The organism is Janthinobacterium sp. NKUCC06_STL, from assembly GCF_019345455.1.
GTDB lineage: Bacteria > Pseudomonadota > Gammaproteobacteria > Burkholderiales > Burkholderiaceae_D > Janthinobacterium > Janthinobacterium rivuli.
In genome coordinates this window covers 48,576-63,831 of record NZ_JAHKQY010000001.1, presented here as the reverse complement: position 1 = coordinate 63,831, position 15,256 = coordinate 48,576, and the positions used below count along the sequence as shown (strand labels likewise).

Genomic DNA, 15,256 nt, shown 5'->3' with positions numbered 1-15,256 from the left:
GGAAAATTTAAGGGGAAACAATGATACGCGTTGCCATTTGTGATGATCACCAAATAGTACGAGCTGGATTCAAACAGATTTTTTCGTCGTCGAGCGACTTCAGTGTGGTGGCGGAAGCCGGTACCGGGCGCGAAGCGCTCGATATCGCCCGCCGCGAAATTTGCGATGTATTGCTGCTCGATATAGCCATGCCCGATCAGAGCGGCATCGATACCTTGCGCACGATCCGCCAGGGCCAGCCGGAGTTGCCCGTGCTGATCCTCAGCGGCTATCCCGCGCAGCAATATGCGCTGAACCTGTTCAAGATGGGCGCGAATGGCTATCTGAACAAGGAATGCGAAGCCGACGAGCTGATGACGGCCGTGCGCACCGTGTTCCAAGGGCGCCGCTACGTCAGTTCCACGGTGGGCGAGTTGCTGGCGCAATCGTTCGACCGCGACACGAATGCGGCCCTGCATACGGAATTGTCGGACCGCGAGTTCCAGGTCTTCCTGCGCCTGGCGCGCGGTGCCACGGTATCCGATATCGGCGTGGCCTTGTCGCTGAGCATCAAGACGGTGAGTACCTACCGTACGCGCATCATGGAAAAAATGGGCTTGCAATCGAACAGCGACTTGACCTATTACGCAATGAAAAACAATTTGCTTGACTAGCGTTGCGGTGCGATCATGGAAACATGATCGCTCAGCCCGCTGGCCAGCACGACTTGTGCAGTGCAGCAGTTTGTGGCGAGGACTATAATTGGCCGGCGCCGGCGCTCTCTCCCGCGCCGAACCTTGCTAAGGATGCACATCAGGATGTATTTCACCGCTGAACCGGCCCCGAATCACCGCCTGCCCCTCTACAAGACGATCCTGTGCGTGACGTGCGCCTTGCTGCTTGTACTCAATGGTTTCAGTCTCTATCATAATCTGCAGTCGCTGAAGGGCACGAACGCGTTGCTCAGCCAGAGCGCCCGCGTGGCGGACCGCCTGCAGTATTTGAACGTGCTCGTGCTCGATGCGGAAAGCAGCTTGCGCGGCTATTTCATTTCCGGCTCCGAAACCTACCTGGGGCCGTCGAAGACGGCCACCACCGAAATCGAAAACGAATTCAACGAGTTGCAAACCTTGCTCGCGGGCAGTCCCACCCAGCTGAAAAACCTGGGCCAGCTGAAAACCTTGATCCGTCGCAAGATGTCGATGCTGCAAGAGTCGATCGAGGTCTACAAGCAGGGCGGTCTGGCCGAGATCGTCAACATTTCCCGTGTCACCGATGACCGCGCCACCATGGACGAGATCCGCCTGCAGGTGGTGATCATGACGCGCGAACAGAATGAAGCGCTGTCGACCGGCAGCGCCGCCTTTTACCACGAGTACCAGAAAGCCGTGCTGCTCGGCATCGGCATCAATGCCCTGGCCATCCTTGTGTTGATCATGTTTTACCAGCTGGTGCGGCGCAGCTTCCAGAACCGCGCGGCCGTCGAGTATGCATTGCAAAATGCCAACGACAACCTGGAATCGACGGTCAGCAAGCGCACGGAGCAGTTATCCGTGCTGTCGCGCCATTTGATCAGCGTCAATGAAGTGGAAAAGGCACGCCTGGCGCGCGAGTTGCACGATGAGCTAGGCGCCAACCTGACCTCGATCAGCATGGACCTGGGCGCCGTCACCCAGCAACTGGCGCACACGCAGCCGGAACTGGCCGCGCAGTTGCGCCGCGCCAAGGCCACCTTGCTGGAAACGGTGGAGCTCAAGCGCCGCATCGTGGAAGACCTGCGCCCCAGCCTGCTGGACAACCTGGGCCTGTGCGCGGCCATCGAAAGCTATTGCGAGGATTTTGCACGCATGAGCTCGGTACGCTGCGAAACGGACGTGGCCATCAATATCGACAACCGCGAAGCCACCCTGACGATCGCCCTGTTCCGTATCGTGCAGGAATCGCTGACGAATATCATGAAATATGCGCGCGCCGGCATGGTCAGCGTGACCTTGAAACGCAACGAACACGGCCTGGTGCTGCGCGTCATCGACGACGGCATCGGCATCACGGAAGACGCGCTGCAAAAACCCATGTCGCACGGCTTGCTGGGCATGCGCGAGCGGGCTTTGTTGCTGGGCGGCACCCTCACCGTGCGCCAGGGACCGGAAGGCAAGGGGACCTGCGTGGAAGCCGTGATTCCGCTGCCGCTGACGCCGGAGCCGGAAGACATCGACGCGGATATCGAAGCGTAATTTTCTTTGAGATAAAAAAATGGCCGGGCATGCAGCCCGGCCATTTTTTTGTTTATCTTGCCTGATCAGCAGCGTATCAGCAGCGCATCAGCAGCGTGACACGTCGCGCAGCAAGCGGTCGTATTCCGTCTTGGCGACCTTGTAGCACTCGCCCGCATAGCATTCCAGGCCGGCGCGGTCCAGCACCGTGATATTGCCGCGGCGATAGTGGATCAAGCCTTCTTCCTGCAGCTTGCCGGCGGCGGCCGTGATGCTTTCCCGGCGCACGCCCAGCATGATGGAAATCAGCTCTTGCGTGACTTTCAATTCGTTCGATGGCGAACGGTCCAGGCGGTCCAGCAGCCAGCGGCACAGCTTTTGCTCGATCGAGCTGTGGCGACCGCCAACGGCGTTCTGCGCCATTTGCGCAAACAGGGCGTTGGTGTAGCGCATCAGCAGCTGGGGCAGGGCGCCGCCTTGATTGAAGGCATCGCGCAAGCTTTGCGTTTTCAGGCGGTAGCCGTAGCCGGCGCTTTGCACGACGGCCGTGCACATGGCGCGCTCGCCTGCCAGCAGCGAGGCACCGGCCACGCCTTCATGGCCGACGACGGCGATTTCCGTCGTCGCGCCATCTTCCATTACGTACAGCAGGGAAATGATGGCGGTGGTAGGAAAGTAGCTGTATTCCAGGTTGTTACCGTAGGCATACAATTCCTTGCCGAAAGGCAGTTCCACCAGTTCCAGGTCTTCGAACAGCGATTCGAGGGCGGCGCGCGGCAGGGCGGCCAGCAATTCATTCTGTTGTGCACTGCTGAGACTAACCCGCGACGCAAGCTTGATTTCCCGACCGGCCGCCGGCATGGCGCGCGGCAGCAACTGGTTCTTCTGGACCGGGGCGATAAGTTGAGTATGGCTCATAGTATTCCTCACAGGCTTTTTACATCGGAGTGCGACTGCCGCGTTGCTGGTCAAAAAAAACTCTCGTCTCCATGTGGTAACGGCGTTTTTTTCAACCGCGCGGTGCAGATCGCGATGTAGCTACTTTAAAAGCTTATGTAAGTGGCGAACATAAGATTAGCAGTCGCCACCTTGTAGTCTCTTTTGAGGCGAAATTGTAGTCCTTGTCCTACGCGCACACTTTTGACTAGCTAGCCTTGCGCCGTTCCGCGCGATTTTGTGATATGACGCGCGGTTTATTGGCGCTCCACAGGCCGGCCGGACGCACGCTGGGCAAGCCGTCGCGCATGCTTGCTGCGGGCGCCGGGCGTGGGTTTGGCATCTCGTGCTCCCCCAGGCGGAATCGGCTGACGGCTTGCGTCAGCGCCTCGCCTTCCTGGTGCAGGCGCTGCGAACCGGCGCGCGCCTCGTCGACCAGGCCCGCGTTCTGGCGCGTCATGTCGTCGATTTGCGCCAGCGCCTGGTTGATGCGGGCGATCTCGCCATTCTGCTCGGCGCCGGCGCTGCTGATGCGCCCGATGACGACGGCCACCTGCTGGACCGCGTCGACGACTTGCCGCATGGTGTTGCCAGCCGCGTTGACGAGGTCGCCGCCCGCATCGACGGTGGCGACCGAATCGCCGATCAGGCGCTTGATTTCCAGCGCCGCCTCGTTCGAGCGCTGCGCCAGGCTGCGTACCTCGGAGGCGACGACGGCGAAGCCGCGCCCCTGCTCGCCGGCTCTGGCCGCTTCGACGGCCGCGTTCAGGGCCAGGATATTCGTCTGGAAGGCGATGCCGTTGATGACGCCGATGATGTCGACGATCTTGTGCGAGCTGGCCTTGATCGAGGCCATGGTGTCGACCACGGCGCCCACGGTTTGCCCGCCGCGCAGTGCCACGTCGGCCGCCGTCGCCACCAAGGTGCGGCCCTGTCCTACGTGGGCTTCGTTGCGGCCCACGGTGGCCGTCAGTTCGCGCATCGAATCGACGGTGGCGCCCAGCGCGTCCGCCTGCGTGGCCGTGTGGCCGGACAGGGCCGCGTTGCCCTGGGCGATGTCGGCGCCGGCGGCCGCGATGACGGCCGCGCCGCCGCGGATTTCCTGCACCAGGGTGGCCAGGCCATGCGTCATGGCGCCGAAGTCGCGCACCAGGTCGCCGATTTCATCGTGCGCCTGCGAGGTGATGCGCTGCGACAGGTCGCCCGCCGCCGCCGCGCCGACGGCCACGCGCAATTGCGTCACGTCGCGCGCGAAGGCGGCATAAAAGCCAGCGCACAGGTAGGCGGCGGCCAGCAGCACCAGCAGCATGGCCGCCAGGATCAGGGCGCGGCGCGCCTCGTCGCGGGCGATGCGCTGCGCCAGCAAGCCGTCCAGCGCGGTGGCCGACGCGCCCGAGAGCGCGTGCAGGGCGTCGATCGCCTGCATGCCGGCCGCGTGGAATTGCGCGCCCGAGGTCTGGTCGTAGGAATTCGTCACTTCGTTTTTCGTGCGTTCGAGGAAGGCCAACGCGGCCGGCACGGCTTTCAGGGACGGCTGCAGGCTGGCGCGCAGTTCCGGCTTGGCGGCGATGATTTCGTCAAAGCGGGCCGGCAGGCGTTCCAGTTCGTGGCGCGCGATCAGGGCGTTGGCGTTGACGAGTTGATCTTCATTCGCCTCGAACAGGCCCGTGTCGATGTAGGCGGCGCCGCGCCCGGCGATGTCGGACAGGCTCTCGGCCAGGTCGGGCAGGGTGGCCGTGAAGACTGCGCTCAGGTGGTTGGCGCCCGCGTCCGGGTCCAGGCTCAGGTGCGAGCGGTCGGCCACCAGCTGGCCCAGTTTGGCTGCCTGGCGCAGCAGCGCCGTGTGCGCCGCGTAGCTGTCGCGCGCCGCGAGGCCCGTCTGGCGGCCCAGCAGGGCTTGCCACTGCTTCGTCAGCTCGGCCGCCTGGGGCAGGCCGGCGCCCGCCGGCAAGCGCGCCAGGGCGGCCAGCGTGGCCGTGATGCGCGCATTGACGGCCGTGTTGTCCATGCCCGTCTTGCCGCTCAGGCGCAAATGTTCGAGGCCGCGCCGCTGCTGCAGCAGGCGCGTGCCTTCCTGCAACTGGCGCACATAGGCCACGCCCCGCTGCGCATCCTGCGCCTGGGCCAGCGACTTGCCCAGCTCCGAGATCAGCAGGGTGGTCGCCAGCACCAAAGGCAGCAAAAAGACCAGGCAGACAAGCATGAATTTGGGCAGCAGGCGCAAGCGCTGCATGAGTCGGATGGCGGGGGTGAGGAGCATTTTCATCGGGTTTCCAGGGTAGGGTGACAACATTTCTGCAGTGCAATGTTGCCTGCGGATTGTGACCCCTTGATGAAGCGGGCGATTTTGCTTTTCTCCAGAGTGAAGCAGTTCACACGGAAGGCCGATCCTTCTGTAAAATAGAGGGTTTTTTGCGAGGGCCATATTATGGTCACCAATATGGCCAACGAGAACGACATCAACACCCCCGATTCCAGCGACAATGCGGACAGCGCCGCAGCGTCAGTGAGCAGCAAGGCGCCGGCCGTGATCGCGCGCGAAGTGCAGCGCCGCCGCACCTTTGGCATCATTTCCCACCCGGATGCCGGTAAAACCACCTTGACGGAAAAACTGCTGCTGTTCTCGGGCGCGATCCAGATGGCCGGTACCGTCAAGGCGCGTAAATCGGGCCGTCACGCGACGTCGGACTGGATGGAGATCGAGAAGCAGCGCGGCATTTCCGTCGCTTCCTCGGTGATGCAATTCGAATTCCGCGACCACGTCGTCAACCTGCTCGACACCCCGGGCCACCAGGACTTCTCGGAAGATACCTACCGCGTGCTGACGGCGGTCGACTCGGCGCTGATGGTGATCGATGCGGCCAAGGGCGTGGAAGCGCAGACGATCAAGCTGCTGGCCGTGTGCCGCATGCGCAACACGCCCATCGTCACTTTCATGAACAAGATGGACCGCGAGACGCGCGATCCGCTGGATCTGCTCGACGAACTCGAATCGGTGCTGAAGATTCAATGCGCGCCCGTCACTTGGCCTATCGGCATGGGCAAGAACTTCCGCGGCGTGTACCACCTGCTGAACGACGAGATCATGCTGTTCAAGGCCGGTGAAGAGAAGGCCGATGGCGCCTTCGAAATCATCAAGGGCATCGACAACCCGCGCCTGCAAGAGATGTTCCCGCTCGAGATGGACCAGCTGCGCATGGAAGTGGAACTGGTGCATGGCGCGTCGAACCCGTTCAACCTCGAAGAATTCCTGTCCGGCGTGCAGACGCCCGTGTTCTTCGGTTCGGCCATCAACAACTTCGGCGTGCGCGAGATTCTCTCCGCGCTGGTCGACTGGGCGCCGGCGCCGCGCGAGCGCGACGCCACCGTGCGTTCGGTGGCCCCGTCCGAGCAGCCATTTACCGGTTTCGTCTTCAAGATCCAGGCCAACATGGACCCGGCCCACCGCGACCGCATCGCCTTTTTGCGCGTGTGCTCGGGACGTTTCGAGCGCGGCATGAAGGTCAAGCACTTGCGCCTGGGGCGCGAGATCAAGGTGTCGAACGTGGTGACCTTCATGGCATCGTCGCGCGAACAGGTGGAAGAAGCGTACGCGGGCGACATCATCGGCTTGCCGAACCACGGCAACATGCAGATCGGCGACAGTTTTTCCGAAGGCGAGATGCTGACGTTTACGGGTATCCCGTACTTCGCGCCGGATTTCTTCCGCTCCGTGCGCATCCGTAATCCCTTGAAAATCAAGCAGTTGCACAAGGGCTTGCAGCAGCTGGGCGAAGAGGGCGCGGTGCAAGTCTTCAAGCCGGTGCAGGGCGGCGAGCTGGTACTGGGCGCCGTCGGCGTGCTGCAGTTCGAAGTGGTGGCCAGCCGCTTGCTCAACGAATATGGCGTCGACGCCGTGTTCGAAGGCACCAGCATCAGCAGCGCCCGCTGGGTCAGCTGCGACGACAAGCGCATCCTGCAGGATTTCGAGAACGCGCTGGGCCACAACGTGGCCTACGATGCGGCCGGCAACATGGCTTACCTGGCCACGTCGGGCGTCAACCTGCGCCTGACGGAAGAGCGCTGGCCGAAATTGACGTTCCACGCGACGCGCGAGCATTCGGCGAAATTGGCTTGATGTAGCGTAGTGGTGTCGGATTACGCGCTGCGCGCCTCGGCGGCCCCGCTAATCCGACCTACGCCGACCTACCTGTTCATGGCGTAGGTCGGATTAGGCCAACGGCCGTAATCCGACACCATCGTTGGCACCAACTCAAGCCGGCAAAATCGTGCGCGTACTCCAGTCGCGCCGCTCGAGCAGCAATGCCGTCAACTGCGCCGCCGTCATCGGGCGCGCGAAGAAAAAGCCCTGCACGTTGTCGCAGTCCGCTTTTCTCAAAAACTCCACCTGCTGCAAGGTTTCCACCCCTTCGGCCACCACTTTCAGGTGCAGGCTGTGCGCCATGGCGATGATGGCCGTGACGATGGCTTCACCCTCGCCGGGCAGGTCGTGCACGAAGCTGCGGTCGATCTTCAGCTGGTCGATGGGCAGGCGCTGCAGGTAGGACATCGACGAATAGCCGGTGCCGAAATCGTCGATCGACAGGTGGATGCCCGCTTCCTGCAGGCGCCGCATCAATTCCACGTTGGCGTGGACATTGTCCATCAGGACGCCTTCCGTGATTTCCAGCTCCAGCAAGCCGTGCGGCAGCTGCGTTTCGTCGAGGATGGCGCGGATATCGTCCATCAGGCCCGGGTCGCGCGCCTGGCAGGCCGACAGGTTGACGGCCACGTGTTCGAGCGAATCGAGCAGGCCCGCCTTGCACCACAGGGCCGCCTGGCGGCAGGCGCTTTGCAGCACCCAGCGTCCCAGGTCGACGATGATGCCGCTTTCCTCAGCCACGGGGATGAATTCGGCGGGACTCAGCTGGCCCATGTCGCGGCAGTTCCAGCGTATCAGCGCTTCCACGCCGACGATGCGCCCGCTGCGCAAGTCGATCTGCGGCTGGTAGTGCAAATACAGTTCCTCGTTCTGCAGAGCCTTGCGCAGGTTCGCTTCCATGCGCAGGCGGCGCTGCGCGCGCAATTCCATTTCGGCCTTGAAGACGGCGTAGCGGTTCTTGCCCTGGTGCTTGGCGTGGTACATGGCCGTATCGGCATTGCGCGTCAGGGTGGCCACGTCCTGCGCGTCGAACGGATACAGGCTCACGCCGATGCTGGCGCTGACATACAGCTGGTGGCCTTCGAGGTCGAACGGCGCGGCCAGCACGGCCAGGATCTTGCGCGCCACGCTGGCCATTTCCGAGGCGTCGTCGGCCGGTTCGACGATGACGACGAATTCATCGCCGCCGATGCGGCAGATGATGTCGGTGCCGCGCAAGATGGCCACCAGGCGGTCGGATACGAGCTTGAGCAGCTGGTCGCCGCAGTGGTGGCCCAGCGTATCGTTGACGACCTTGAAGTTATCCAGATCCAGCAGCAGCAGGCCCACGCTGCTGTCCTGGCGGTCGGCGCGCGCCAGCGCGTAGGCCAGGGCGTCGTTGAATTCATGGCGGTTCGGCAGTTGCGTGACCGGGTCGACGTGGGCCAGGTAGTGCAAATGGCTTTCCGCATGCTGGGCGGCCGTGCGCGTACGGCGCACCATCAGGTACGTCAGGCCGAACGCGCACAGGCAGACGAGCAGGGTGAAGGCGGCAAATTGCGCCAGGCTGGCGTACAGCGGCGCAAGGCTGGCGCGCAGGTACAGCGCGCCGCCGCCCGGCAAGGCCGTCAAGACGGCGGCGCTGCCGTCCAGGTAATCGAGGTGCATCCCGTTGCGCGGCACCGCCGGCACGGCATCGTTGCTGCTGCGCGCGTAGCGGGCAAATGGCGTGCCATAGGGACTGTAAAGTATTGCTTGCCGGACATGCGGCGCGGCGGCGAAGGGAGCTAGGAGTTGTTGCGCCGCAAGGCGATTGTCCTGGCGCATGGCTTGCGCGGCGGCGGGGGCCAGCATGTCGGCCTGGATTTGCAGGTTGCGCTGCAAGGATGCCTGGAGGGAAAACAATTGGAAGAGGATCAGCAGCAGGCTGGCCATGGCCAGCATGGCCGCCGCGGCCAGCAAGTTCAGCCGGGCAATCCGGTCGCCGCGCAATTGCGCCGACGGCAGCATCAATGGCGTCATCATGACGCTCCCTCCTGCCGGCCCCGCTTGCCGCCGCCCCGTGTGATCCCGCCTCGCCCTGCCATACTTTGCGTTCCAGTCTGATGAAAACCGAAGTGAGCCGGAACTCTCAACGTGTTGCCAAGTGTTGCTAAGGCCGACATATTGTCATTTTGCAGCGTGAAAGTACAGGGCGCGCAGCAATTTTGTGTGCATGCGGCGGGCCGCTGGCGGCAGGCAAGGCGACAAAGCAGGCGGAAAAGGCAGGGCGTGTTTTTCTAATAATAATGCTAACTGGATTTTAATCCTTTTTTTGCCCGCCGGTTTTTTTCGCTAAAAACATGCTGACGGTAAACAAAATAGCATCAAGAATAACTTCAATGCCTGCAGCCATTCCGGTACGGATTAACTTTTTGTCCGTATCGTCCATTGCAAGTCATTGATTTTAATAAATTTTAATGAAGAATGCGAGAACGCTATGGCCTTGCTCCGCGAGTTCGTCCATAATCCGCTGATGATGGACGTTCTGATGCTGTTTGTTTTGTCTCGCGCGGCCACGCAAGATGCCGCCAGCAAAACCGGACGTCGCCCTAATGATCAATAGTGAGGATATCTTGGAAAAAAAACCAAAAATTATTTTGTCGTCACAAGACCTGGAACGACTGGAAGCGTTGTTGTATGCCTTGGGTAATAACTTGTCGCCGGACAAGGCCGCCTTGCTCGACGAGCTGGGCCGCGCCGAGGTGCTCGAGCCGCAAGAGATTCCTCCGACCGTTGTGACGATGAATTCCACCGTGCGCTTCACGGTGGAAAACAAGGAGGAATTCTGCCTGACGCTCGTGTATCCGAAGGATGTGGAAGGCCAGGCCGACCGTATTTCCGTGCTGGCGCCCGTCGGCAGCGCGCTGCTGGGCCTGTCCGTCGGCGACAGCATCGCCTGGCCCATGCCGGGTGGCGTGGTGAAGGTCAAGATCGAGGAAATCGTCTATCAGCCTGAACGGGCTGGTGAATACCACCGCTAAGCGCAGCAAGCAGTGACGGCGGACGGCGCCTGCCGTTCGCCTGCCAGGCCGTGTTTCCAGTAGTCAACTATTGCGTTGCACGCGCACCACCAGCCATCCCGCCACCACCGTGAACGTGACGATGATGGCGACGATGATCCAGAAGCCCTGCGGGTGCTGGGCCAGCGGAATTCCCCCCACATTCATGCCCAGCATGCCGGCGATGATATTGATCGGCAAGGCCAGTACGGTGACGATGGTCAGCACGAACAGGCTGCGGCTGTTTTCCTCGTTGACGCTGGCGGCGATCTCTTCCTGCAGTAATTTGATACGTTCCTGCAAGGACGACATATCGCTGAGCACGACCGAAAACTCCTCCGTCGACTGGCGCAGCTCCAGGCTGTCGAGCTCCGACACCCACGATGGCGGGCGTTGCAGCAGGCGGAACAGGGCGGCCGGTTCCGGCGCCAGCAGGCGCTGCAGCCGCACCAGCACGCGCCGCATGCCGCCCAGGTCTGCGCGTTTCGGCACCAGGCGCCCGGCCAGCAAGTGGTCTTCGATATCGTCGACCCGCGCCACGGCGTCGCGCACGATGTTGACCAGCACGTCGGCCTGGTCGCGCAGCAGATGGATCAGCAATTCCACCGACGAGCGGATAGGCTCGTGGTTCTTGATGACGGCCTGGCGCAGGCGCTCGATCGACTGCAGCGGCGCGCGGCGCGCCGTGATGACGAGGTTTTGCGCCACGCTGGCCCACATGGTGGAAATGTCGGAAGCTTCGAACGAGAAATTGTGCACCACATCGTTGACCACGGCGATCAGGGTGTTTTCCGCCTGTTCGATGCGCGTCGAGCGGGAACCCTGGTGCAGGGTTTCATAGAATTCGTCGGCCAGCTGCGTGTGCGTCATCAGCCATTTTTCGCTGGCCGCATGCGACAGATTGAAATGCAGCCAGACGAATTCCTGCGCCGGCCGGGCCGCGCCATCGGCCAGCCAGGCCAGCGCCGCCGTGGAGTCGAGCGCCAGCGGCTGCGCCTCGCGCCCAAACAGGAAGCCCCAGACCAGGCCCGAGGTATCCGAGCCGTAGGTAAAACCGGCAGTTTCCATCGCCATCGTGAATCTTTCTCGCGCAGTGTGATTGATCGTCGCGCGATGTTAATACACGGATGTGTCGGGAAAATGACAAGGCCACCGCGAACGGTGGCCTTGGTGTTAATGCTGCTTAATCGCGGCGGGGATTATCCGGGCGGCGGTCGTCGCGGTTCGGAACCCCGTCGCCGTCGCGGTCGTGGCGGTTGCCATTGTCGCGGTCATAGCGGTTGGGGATGCCGTCGCGGTCGCGGTCACCGTTCGGGCCGCGTGGCGACCAGCGGCCTTGCTCCATCTGCCAGCGGCCATCGCGCTGGTTCCAGGCGGGCGGCGCATACACATAGCCGGGGCGTTCGGCGATCCACACGCCTGGCGTCCAGGCGTAGCGCTGGCCGCGCCATTCCCAGTGGCCGGGCGCCCAGGCGTAGCCGTGGCGCGCGCGCGGGATGGCTTCGCGGCGCGGTGGCGGCGGGGCGATGCGGATGTCGTCATAGCGCACGGGCTGCACTTGCGCGGCAACCCAGCCGCCGCGATCCAGGCGCCAGCGGTTGTTCTCCTGTATCCAGGCGGCGCGGCGGTACTGGTTGCCGCCCCGTTCGCGCAGCCATTCGCCATTGTTCCAGACATGGCGCTGGCCATCCCAGTTCCAGTAGCCGGGCGCCCAGACATAGCCGGCGCGCGGTGCTGGCGCGCTTTCAAACCGTGGCGGAGGCGGCGCGTCGCCGATGACAATGCTGACGCCGAGCTGATTCTGTGCCATGGCTTGCGCGGGCAGGAAGGCCGCGGTGCTGATGGCAAGCACGGCTGCTGCGTAGAGTGTGATGGGTTTCATGATGTGCTCCATTTCGGTGATTGCGTGAAATGGACTATAGGCGCTTGCTGGCGATTTATCGCCTTTGATTCAACTTATTACAATTGACACAATGCTGTGTGTCCGTGTATCCGTGGCGGATACAAATGGCGGCCTGGCGCGGCGGAATTCACATTGGCGCCAGGCGGCGTGGTGTCAGCATCGTTGGCTCACAGGGTGCTGGCGGTGGCGTTGCCCAGCAAGGCTTGCCGTTCTTCGATCAGCGAGATTTTCTTTTCCTGTTCCGTCAGGCGCCTGGCGCTGACGACGACGACGGGGATGGCGCTCGCTTGCGCCACATCAGTCGCTTTGGCAGCCGATGGCTGCATGACGCTGACGTAGCTGGCGCCGCAGGCGATGGCGACGGCGACGGTAAAGATGGCTTCCATGTTTTTTAATGTTTTCATGATGTTTCCTTTCGGGTGGCGGGTGGGTATGCATGCACTGTAGCCAGGCGCGGGCCGGCGCGCCATGCAGATGCGACCAGCCGTGGTTTTGGCGGGATGGCCTGCAAAAAAACGGCGCTGAAATGCCTGCGCGCGGCGCTGGCGGGCGACCGCATGAATTGAGGCCTAATTCGCCCTGTATCCGTGCATATGAATGCAATTGCCCTATGGCATTATCTGATGCTGCGCACTGCCGTGCCCATGCTGTGCGCGGCAAGTGAGGCCCGGCTATCCTGCTAGAATCGGCATGGCAGCCGTGTTGCGCGCACAATCATTCTCATCAGGAGTCACACATGTTCCAATTGTTTGGTTTTGGCGGCGCCCGCTGCCCGCGCTGCGAGCACAAGAACGGCGCTGCCGCCGGCTATTGCGCGCAATGCGGCTTGTCGCTGGGGGCACCCGACAGCGACGCGGTGCTGCATGCCAATCAATGGCATCTTGCTGATGGGCAACTTGCCCTGTTCTTTGGCGTGCGCGAACTGTCCTCGCTGTTCGGCAGCGCCGCGCGCCGCCTGCAGGTGCCCGCCGAGTCGCGCGCCTGGATCGTGCAATCGGACGCTTTCACCTTGATACCGGCCGGCGACTACGACAGCACCGCCTTCTTGGCGCGCCTGCCCGCGCTGCTGCCGGCGCGTCCGGCCGAAGTGCTGATCGCGCGCGCCGACGCCGTCAGCCTGGAATTCGACTTGCCGGCCCTGGCGAGCACGGAGTTGCTGAACGTCGCCGCGTCCCTGCGCGTCGACATCGCGCTGGGCCAGCCCGATGCGTTCGCGCGCCAGTTCATGCGCGCGCCGGGCGCCGTCACGCGCGCCCACCTGCACGCCTTGCTGTTGCCATCCGTGCGTCAGATTGCGCTGGAATTCATCGGCAGCCGCGCGCTGCGCGAGATGGACGCGAATGCGGACCTGCGCCCCGAATTGAACGAACGCCTGCAATCGGCCCTGACGCAGCGCCTGGCGCCCAGCGGCCTGGCCGTGGCGCGCGTGGAAACGCTCAGCCTGCGCCACGACAAGCGCGAGGGCGGCGGCGATGCTGCCATCGGCACCCTGTGGCTGGGCGGCTTGCCGGCGCAGGAACTGGAGCAGCACAGCCTGGAACGCATGAAGCAGCTCGACCAGCTGTACGACGAGGAAGAGTGGCAGCGCATCCGCCGCGAGGAACTGGCGGCGCGCCACGCGCACCGCCGCGCGGAATTGCGGCAGGATGCGACGGTGGAAAAGGCGGAACAGAACCACCAGGAAGCGGAGCGCCTGCAAGCGCTGCGCGGGCGCCAGATCGACCTGTATGGCCGCATCCTGGAAGCGAAATCGCGGCGCCAGGCGCTCGACCATGGCGCCGCGCTGGCGCTGGGCGAGCTGGAACAGGAACTGGCGCAAAAAGGCGCGCAGCGCGCCGACGAAGCGGCCAACTGGGAACACGTGCGGGCGCTGGCCGCCATCAAGATGCGCAGCGAGCTGGAACTGTCGCAGCTGCACGGGCGCGAACAGATCCAGCTGGCGCAGCAGCGCTTTACGCATCAGGTGCACCTGCAGTCGATCGCGCAGCAAGTGGAAAGCGCGCTGCTGATCGACGACGAGACGGGCCGCCGCACCCAGCTGGCGCGCCTGCGCCAGGCGGAGGCGGATGCGGCCCAGCGCGAGGCGCAGCTGGAGGCGGAGCAGCACCAGGCCGCCTGGCAGGGCCTGATGCTGGCGAATGCGGCGCGCAAGCGCGAGGCCGAGCGGGTGCAGGAGTGGGAAGACCAGATGCAGCTGGCGCGTCAGCGCGAATTGCTGCGCGCCGAGGCGCACAAGGATGAAGCGGCCCAGGTCCAGGCGGCGGAAATCGCGGAAAAAGTGGCGGCGCTGCGGCGCGGTGGCGCGCGCGAAGACGCCGTCGCGCAGCAGGAAAAGCTGCTGCGCACCATCGAGGCCGATGGCGTGCATGCGCGCCAGCTGCAGCAGCAAACGCAGCTGGCGCAGCTCGACGCGCTGGCCATCGAGGAACAGCGCCAGCAGCTGCGCCAGCTGGAGCAGGAAGCGCAATGGCAGCGCGACTTGCTGGCCATGGCGCAGCAGCGCGAAAGCGATTACGCGCGCTGGAAAGGTGAATACGAAGCCTTGCTGGCGCAGCAGGCGCATGCGGCCGAACTGGCGCGCATCGACATCGACCGCATCGAGAAAATCGGCTCGCTGAGCGACACGGGCAAGGTGGCCATGGCCGCCGGGCAGAATGCAAGCGCGCTGGCGCAAGTGCTGAAAACGCAGCTGCAGGCGGGCATGAGCGCCGAGCAGATCCACGCGCTGGCGGCGCTGGCGGCGGCCGAGAACAGCGTCGCGCCGCTGGACGCCATGCGCATGGCGCAGGATAGCGTGGCGCAGGAGCGCAGCTACCTGGAAGGCCAGGCGGAACGCGAACGGCGCCAGCAGCTGGACTTGATCAACCTGCAAAATGCGGCGCACGCGCATGGCCTGTCGGCCCAGGCGCAGCTGGGCGTGGCCGTGGCGCAGGCGCTGCAGCCGGGTGCCGCTGCCGCAGCGGCGCCGGCCCGCTGCAAGAACGGCCATGCGCAGCGCGCGGGCCATCCTGAAGATAAATTCTGCGCCGCCTGCGGCGTCGCCCTGCAGCCTTGATGGAAGCGT

General features: G+C 63.6%; 12 protein-coding genes. 5 read left to right on the top strand and 7 right to left on the bottom strand.

Annotated elements, in window-relative coordinates; translation table 11 throughout:
• The first annotated feature begins 20 nt into the window (after positions 1 to 20).
• Positions 21 to 653, top strand: coding sequence for a response regulator transcription factor (locus KO539_RS00260; RefSeq protein ID WP_034783185.1), 633 nt, complete (start codon positions 21 to 23; stop codon positions 651 to 653).
• 144 nt (positions 654 to 797) lie between these two features.
• Positions 798 to 2,213 carry a CHASE3 domain-containing protein gene (locus KO539_RS00255; protein WP_219306860.1) on the top strand — a complete coding sequence of 472 codons (1,416 nt, stop codon included), beginning with the start codon at positions 798 to 800 and terminating at the stop codon, positions 2,211 to 2,213.
• Between the two features lie 87 nt (positions 2,214 to 2,300).
• Here the strand turns inward: KO539_RS00255 and KO539_RS00250 are convergent, their stop codons facing one another.
• Together KO539_RS00250 and KO539_RS00245 are read right to left on the bottom strand one after the other, a co-directional pair.
• On the bottom strand, positions 2,301 to 3,110 hold the full coding sequence (locus KO539_RS00250; RefSeq protein ID WP_034783188.1) for a Crp/Fnr family transcriptional regulator: 810 nt from the start codon (positions 3,108 to 3,110) through the stop codon (positions 2,301 to 2,303).
• Positions 3,111 to 3,336: 226 nt separating this feature from the next.
• Positions 3,337 to 5,394 (bottom strand): methyl-accepting chemotaxis protein, encoded by a 2,058-nt coding sequence (locus tag KO539_RS00245; protein WP_219306859.1) that lies wholly within the window; start codon positions 5,392 to 5,394, stop codon positions 3,337 to 3,339.
• Between the two features lie 174 nt (positions 5,395 to 5,568).
• On the opposite strand from KO539_RS00245, the gene KO539_RS00240 reads away from it, so the two are divergent.
• Entirely contained in the window at positions 5,569 to 7,245 is a 1,677-nt protein-coding gene (locus tag KO539_RS00240) for a peptide chain release factor 3 (RefSeq protein ID WP_035827636.1), read from the top strand.
• Positions 7,246 to 7,380: 135 nt separating this feature from the next.
• On the opposite strand, the gene KO539_RS00235 is transcribed toward KO539_RS00240, so the two are convergent.
• Together KO539_RS00235 and KO539_RS30050 are read right to left on the bottom strand one after the other, a co-directional pair.
• Positions 7,381 to 9,273, bottom strand: a complete 1,893-nt coding sequence (locus tag KO539_RS00235; RefSeq protein WP_219306858.1) for a bifunctional diguanylate cyclase/phosphodiesterase — start codon at positions 9,271 to 9,273, stop codon at positions 7,381 to 7,383.
• Between the two features lie 277 nt (positions 9,274 to 9,550).
• Positions 9,551 to 9,679, bottom strand: a complete 129-nt coding sequence (locus KO539_RS30050; protein ID WP_257626056.1) for a hypothetical protein — start codon at positions 9,677 to 9,679, stop codon at positions 9,551 to 9,553.
• A gap of 184 nt (positions 9,680 to 9,863) precedes the next feature.
• On the opposite strand from KO539_RS30050, the gene rnk reads away from it, so the two are divergent.
• Complete coding sequence (gene rnk, locus KO539_RS00230) at positions 9,864 to 10,271, top strand: nucleoside diphosphate kinase regulator (protein WP_162835757.1); 408 nt, start codon at positions 9,864 to 9,866, stop codon at positions 10,269 to 10,271.
• A gap of 63 nt (positions 10,272 to 10,334) precedes the next feature.
• Here the strand turns inward: rnk and KO539_RS00225 are convergent, their stop codons facing one another.
• From KO539_RS00225 to KO539_RS00215, 3 genes are all read right to left on the bottom strand, one after another.
• A complete protein-coding gene (locus tag KO539_RS00225) occupies positions 10,335 to 11,363 on the bottom strand; it encodes a transporter (RefSeq protein ID WP_219306857.1) in 1,029 nt (342 codons plus the stop codon).
• Between the two features lie 109 nt (positions 11,364 to 11,472).
• Positions 11,473 to 12,171 carry a YXWGXW repeat-containing protein gene (locus tag KO539_RS30545; RefSeq protein WP_219306856.1) on the bottom strand — a complete coding sequence of 233 codons (699 nt, stop codon included), beginning with the start codon at positions 12,169 to 12,171 and terminating at the stop codon, positions 11,473 to 11,475.
• 188 nt (positions 12,172 to 12,359) lie between these two features.
• Entirely contained in the window at positions 12,360 to 12,596 is a 237-nt protein-coding gene (locus tag KO539_RS00215; RefSeq protein ID WP_219306855.1) for a hypothetical protein, read from the bottom strand.
• 332 nt (positions 12,597 to 12,928) lie between these two features.
• Between KO539_RS00215 and KO539_RS00210 the strand changes: the two genes are divergently transcribed.
• Positions 12,929 to 15,247 carry a hypothetical protein gene (locus tag KO539_RS00210; protein WP_219306854.1) on the top strand — a complete coding sequence of 773 codons (2,319 nt, stop codon included), beginning with the start codon at positions 12,929 to 12,931 and terminating at the stop codon, positions 15,245 to 15,247.
• Positions 15,248 to 15,256 lie beyond the last annotated feature (9 nt).

Excerpts from the sequence above, each read along its gene's own strand:
- KO539_RS00240 (WP_035827636.1), top strand. The coding sequence starts at position 5,569 with ATGGCCAACGAGAACGACATCAACACCCCCGATTCCAGCGACAATGCG.
- KO539_RS00255 (WP_219306860.1), top strand. The coding sequence starts at position 798 with ATGTATTTCACCGCTGAACCGGCCCCGAATCACCGCCTGCCCCTCTAC.
- KO539_RS30050 (WP_257626056.1), bottom strand. The coding sequence starts at position 9,679 with ATGGACGATACGGACAAAAAGTTAATCCGTACCGGAATGGCTGCAGGC.
- KO539_RS00245 (WP_219306859.1), bottom strand. The coding sequence starts at position 5,394 with ATGAAAATGCTCCTCACCCCCGCCATCCGACTCATGCAGCGCTTGCGC.
- KO539_RS00250 (WP_034783188.1), bottom strand. The coding sequence starts at position 3,110 with ATGAGCCATACTCAACTTATCGCCCCGGTCCAGAAGAACCAGTTGCTG.
- KO539_RS00235 (WP_219306858.1), bottom strand. The coding sequence starts at position 9,273 with ATGATGACGCCATTGATGCTGCCGTCGGCGCAATTGCGCGGCGACCGG.
- KO539_RS00225 (WP_219306857.1), bottom strand. The coding sequence starts at position 11,363 with ATGGCGATGGAAACTGCCGGTTTTACCTACGGCTCGGATACCTCGGGC.
- KO539_RS00215 (WP_219306855.1), bottom strand. The coding sequence starts at position 12,596 with ATGAAAACATTAAAAAACATGGAAGCCATCTTTACCGTCGCCGTCGCC.
- KO539_RS00260 (WP_034783185.1), top strand. The coding sequence starts at position 21 with ATGATACGCGTTGCCATTTGTGATGATCACCAAATAGTACGAGCTGGA.
- KO539_RS30545 (WP_219306856.1), bottom strand. The coding sequence starts at position 12,171 with ATGAAACCCATCACACTCTACGCAGCAGCCGTGCTTGCCATCAGCACC.
- KO539_RS00210 (WP_219306854.1), top strand. The coding sequence starts at position 12,929 with ATGTTCCAATTGTTTGGTTTTGGCGGCGCCCGCTGCCCGCGCTGCGAG.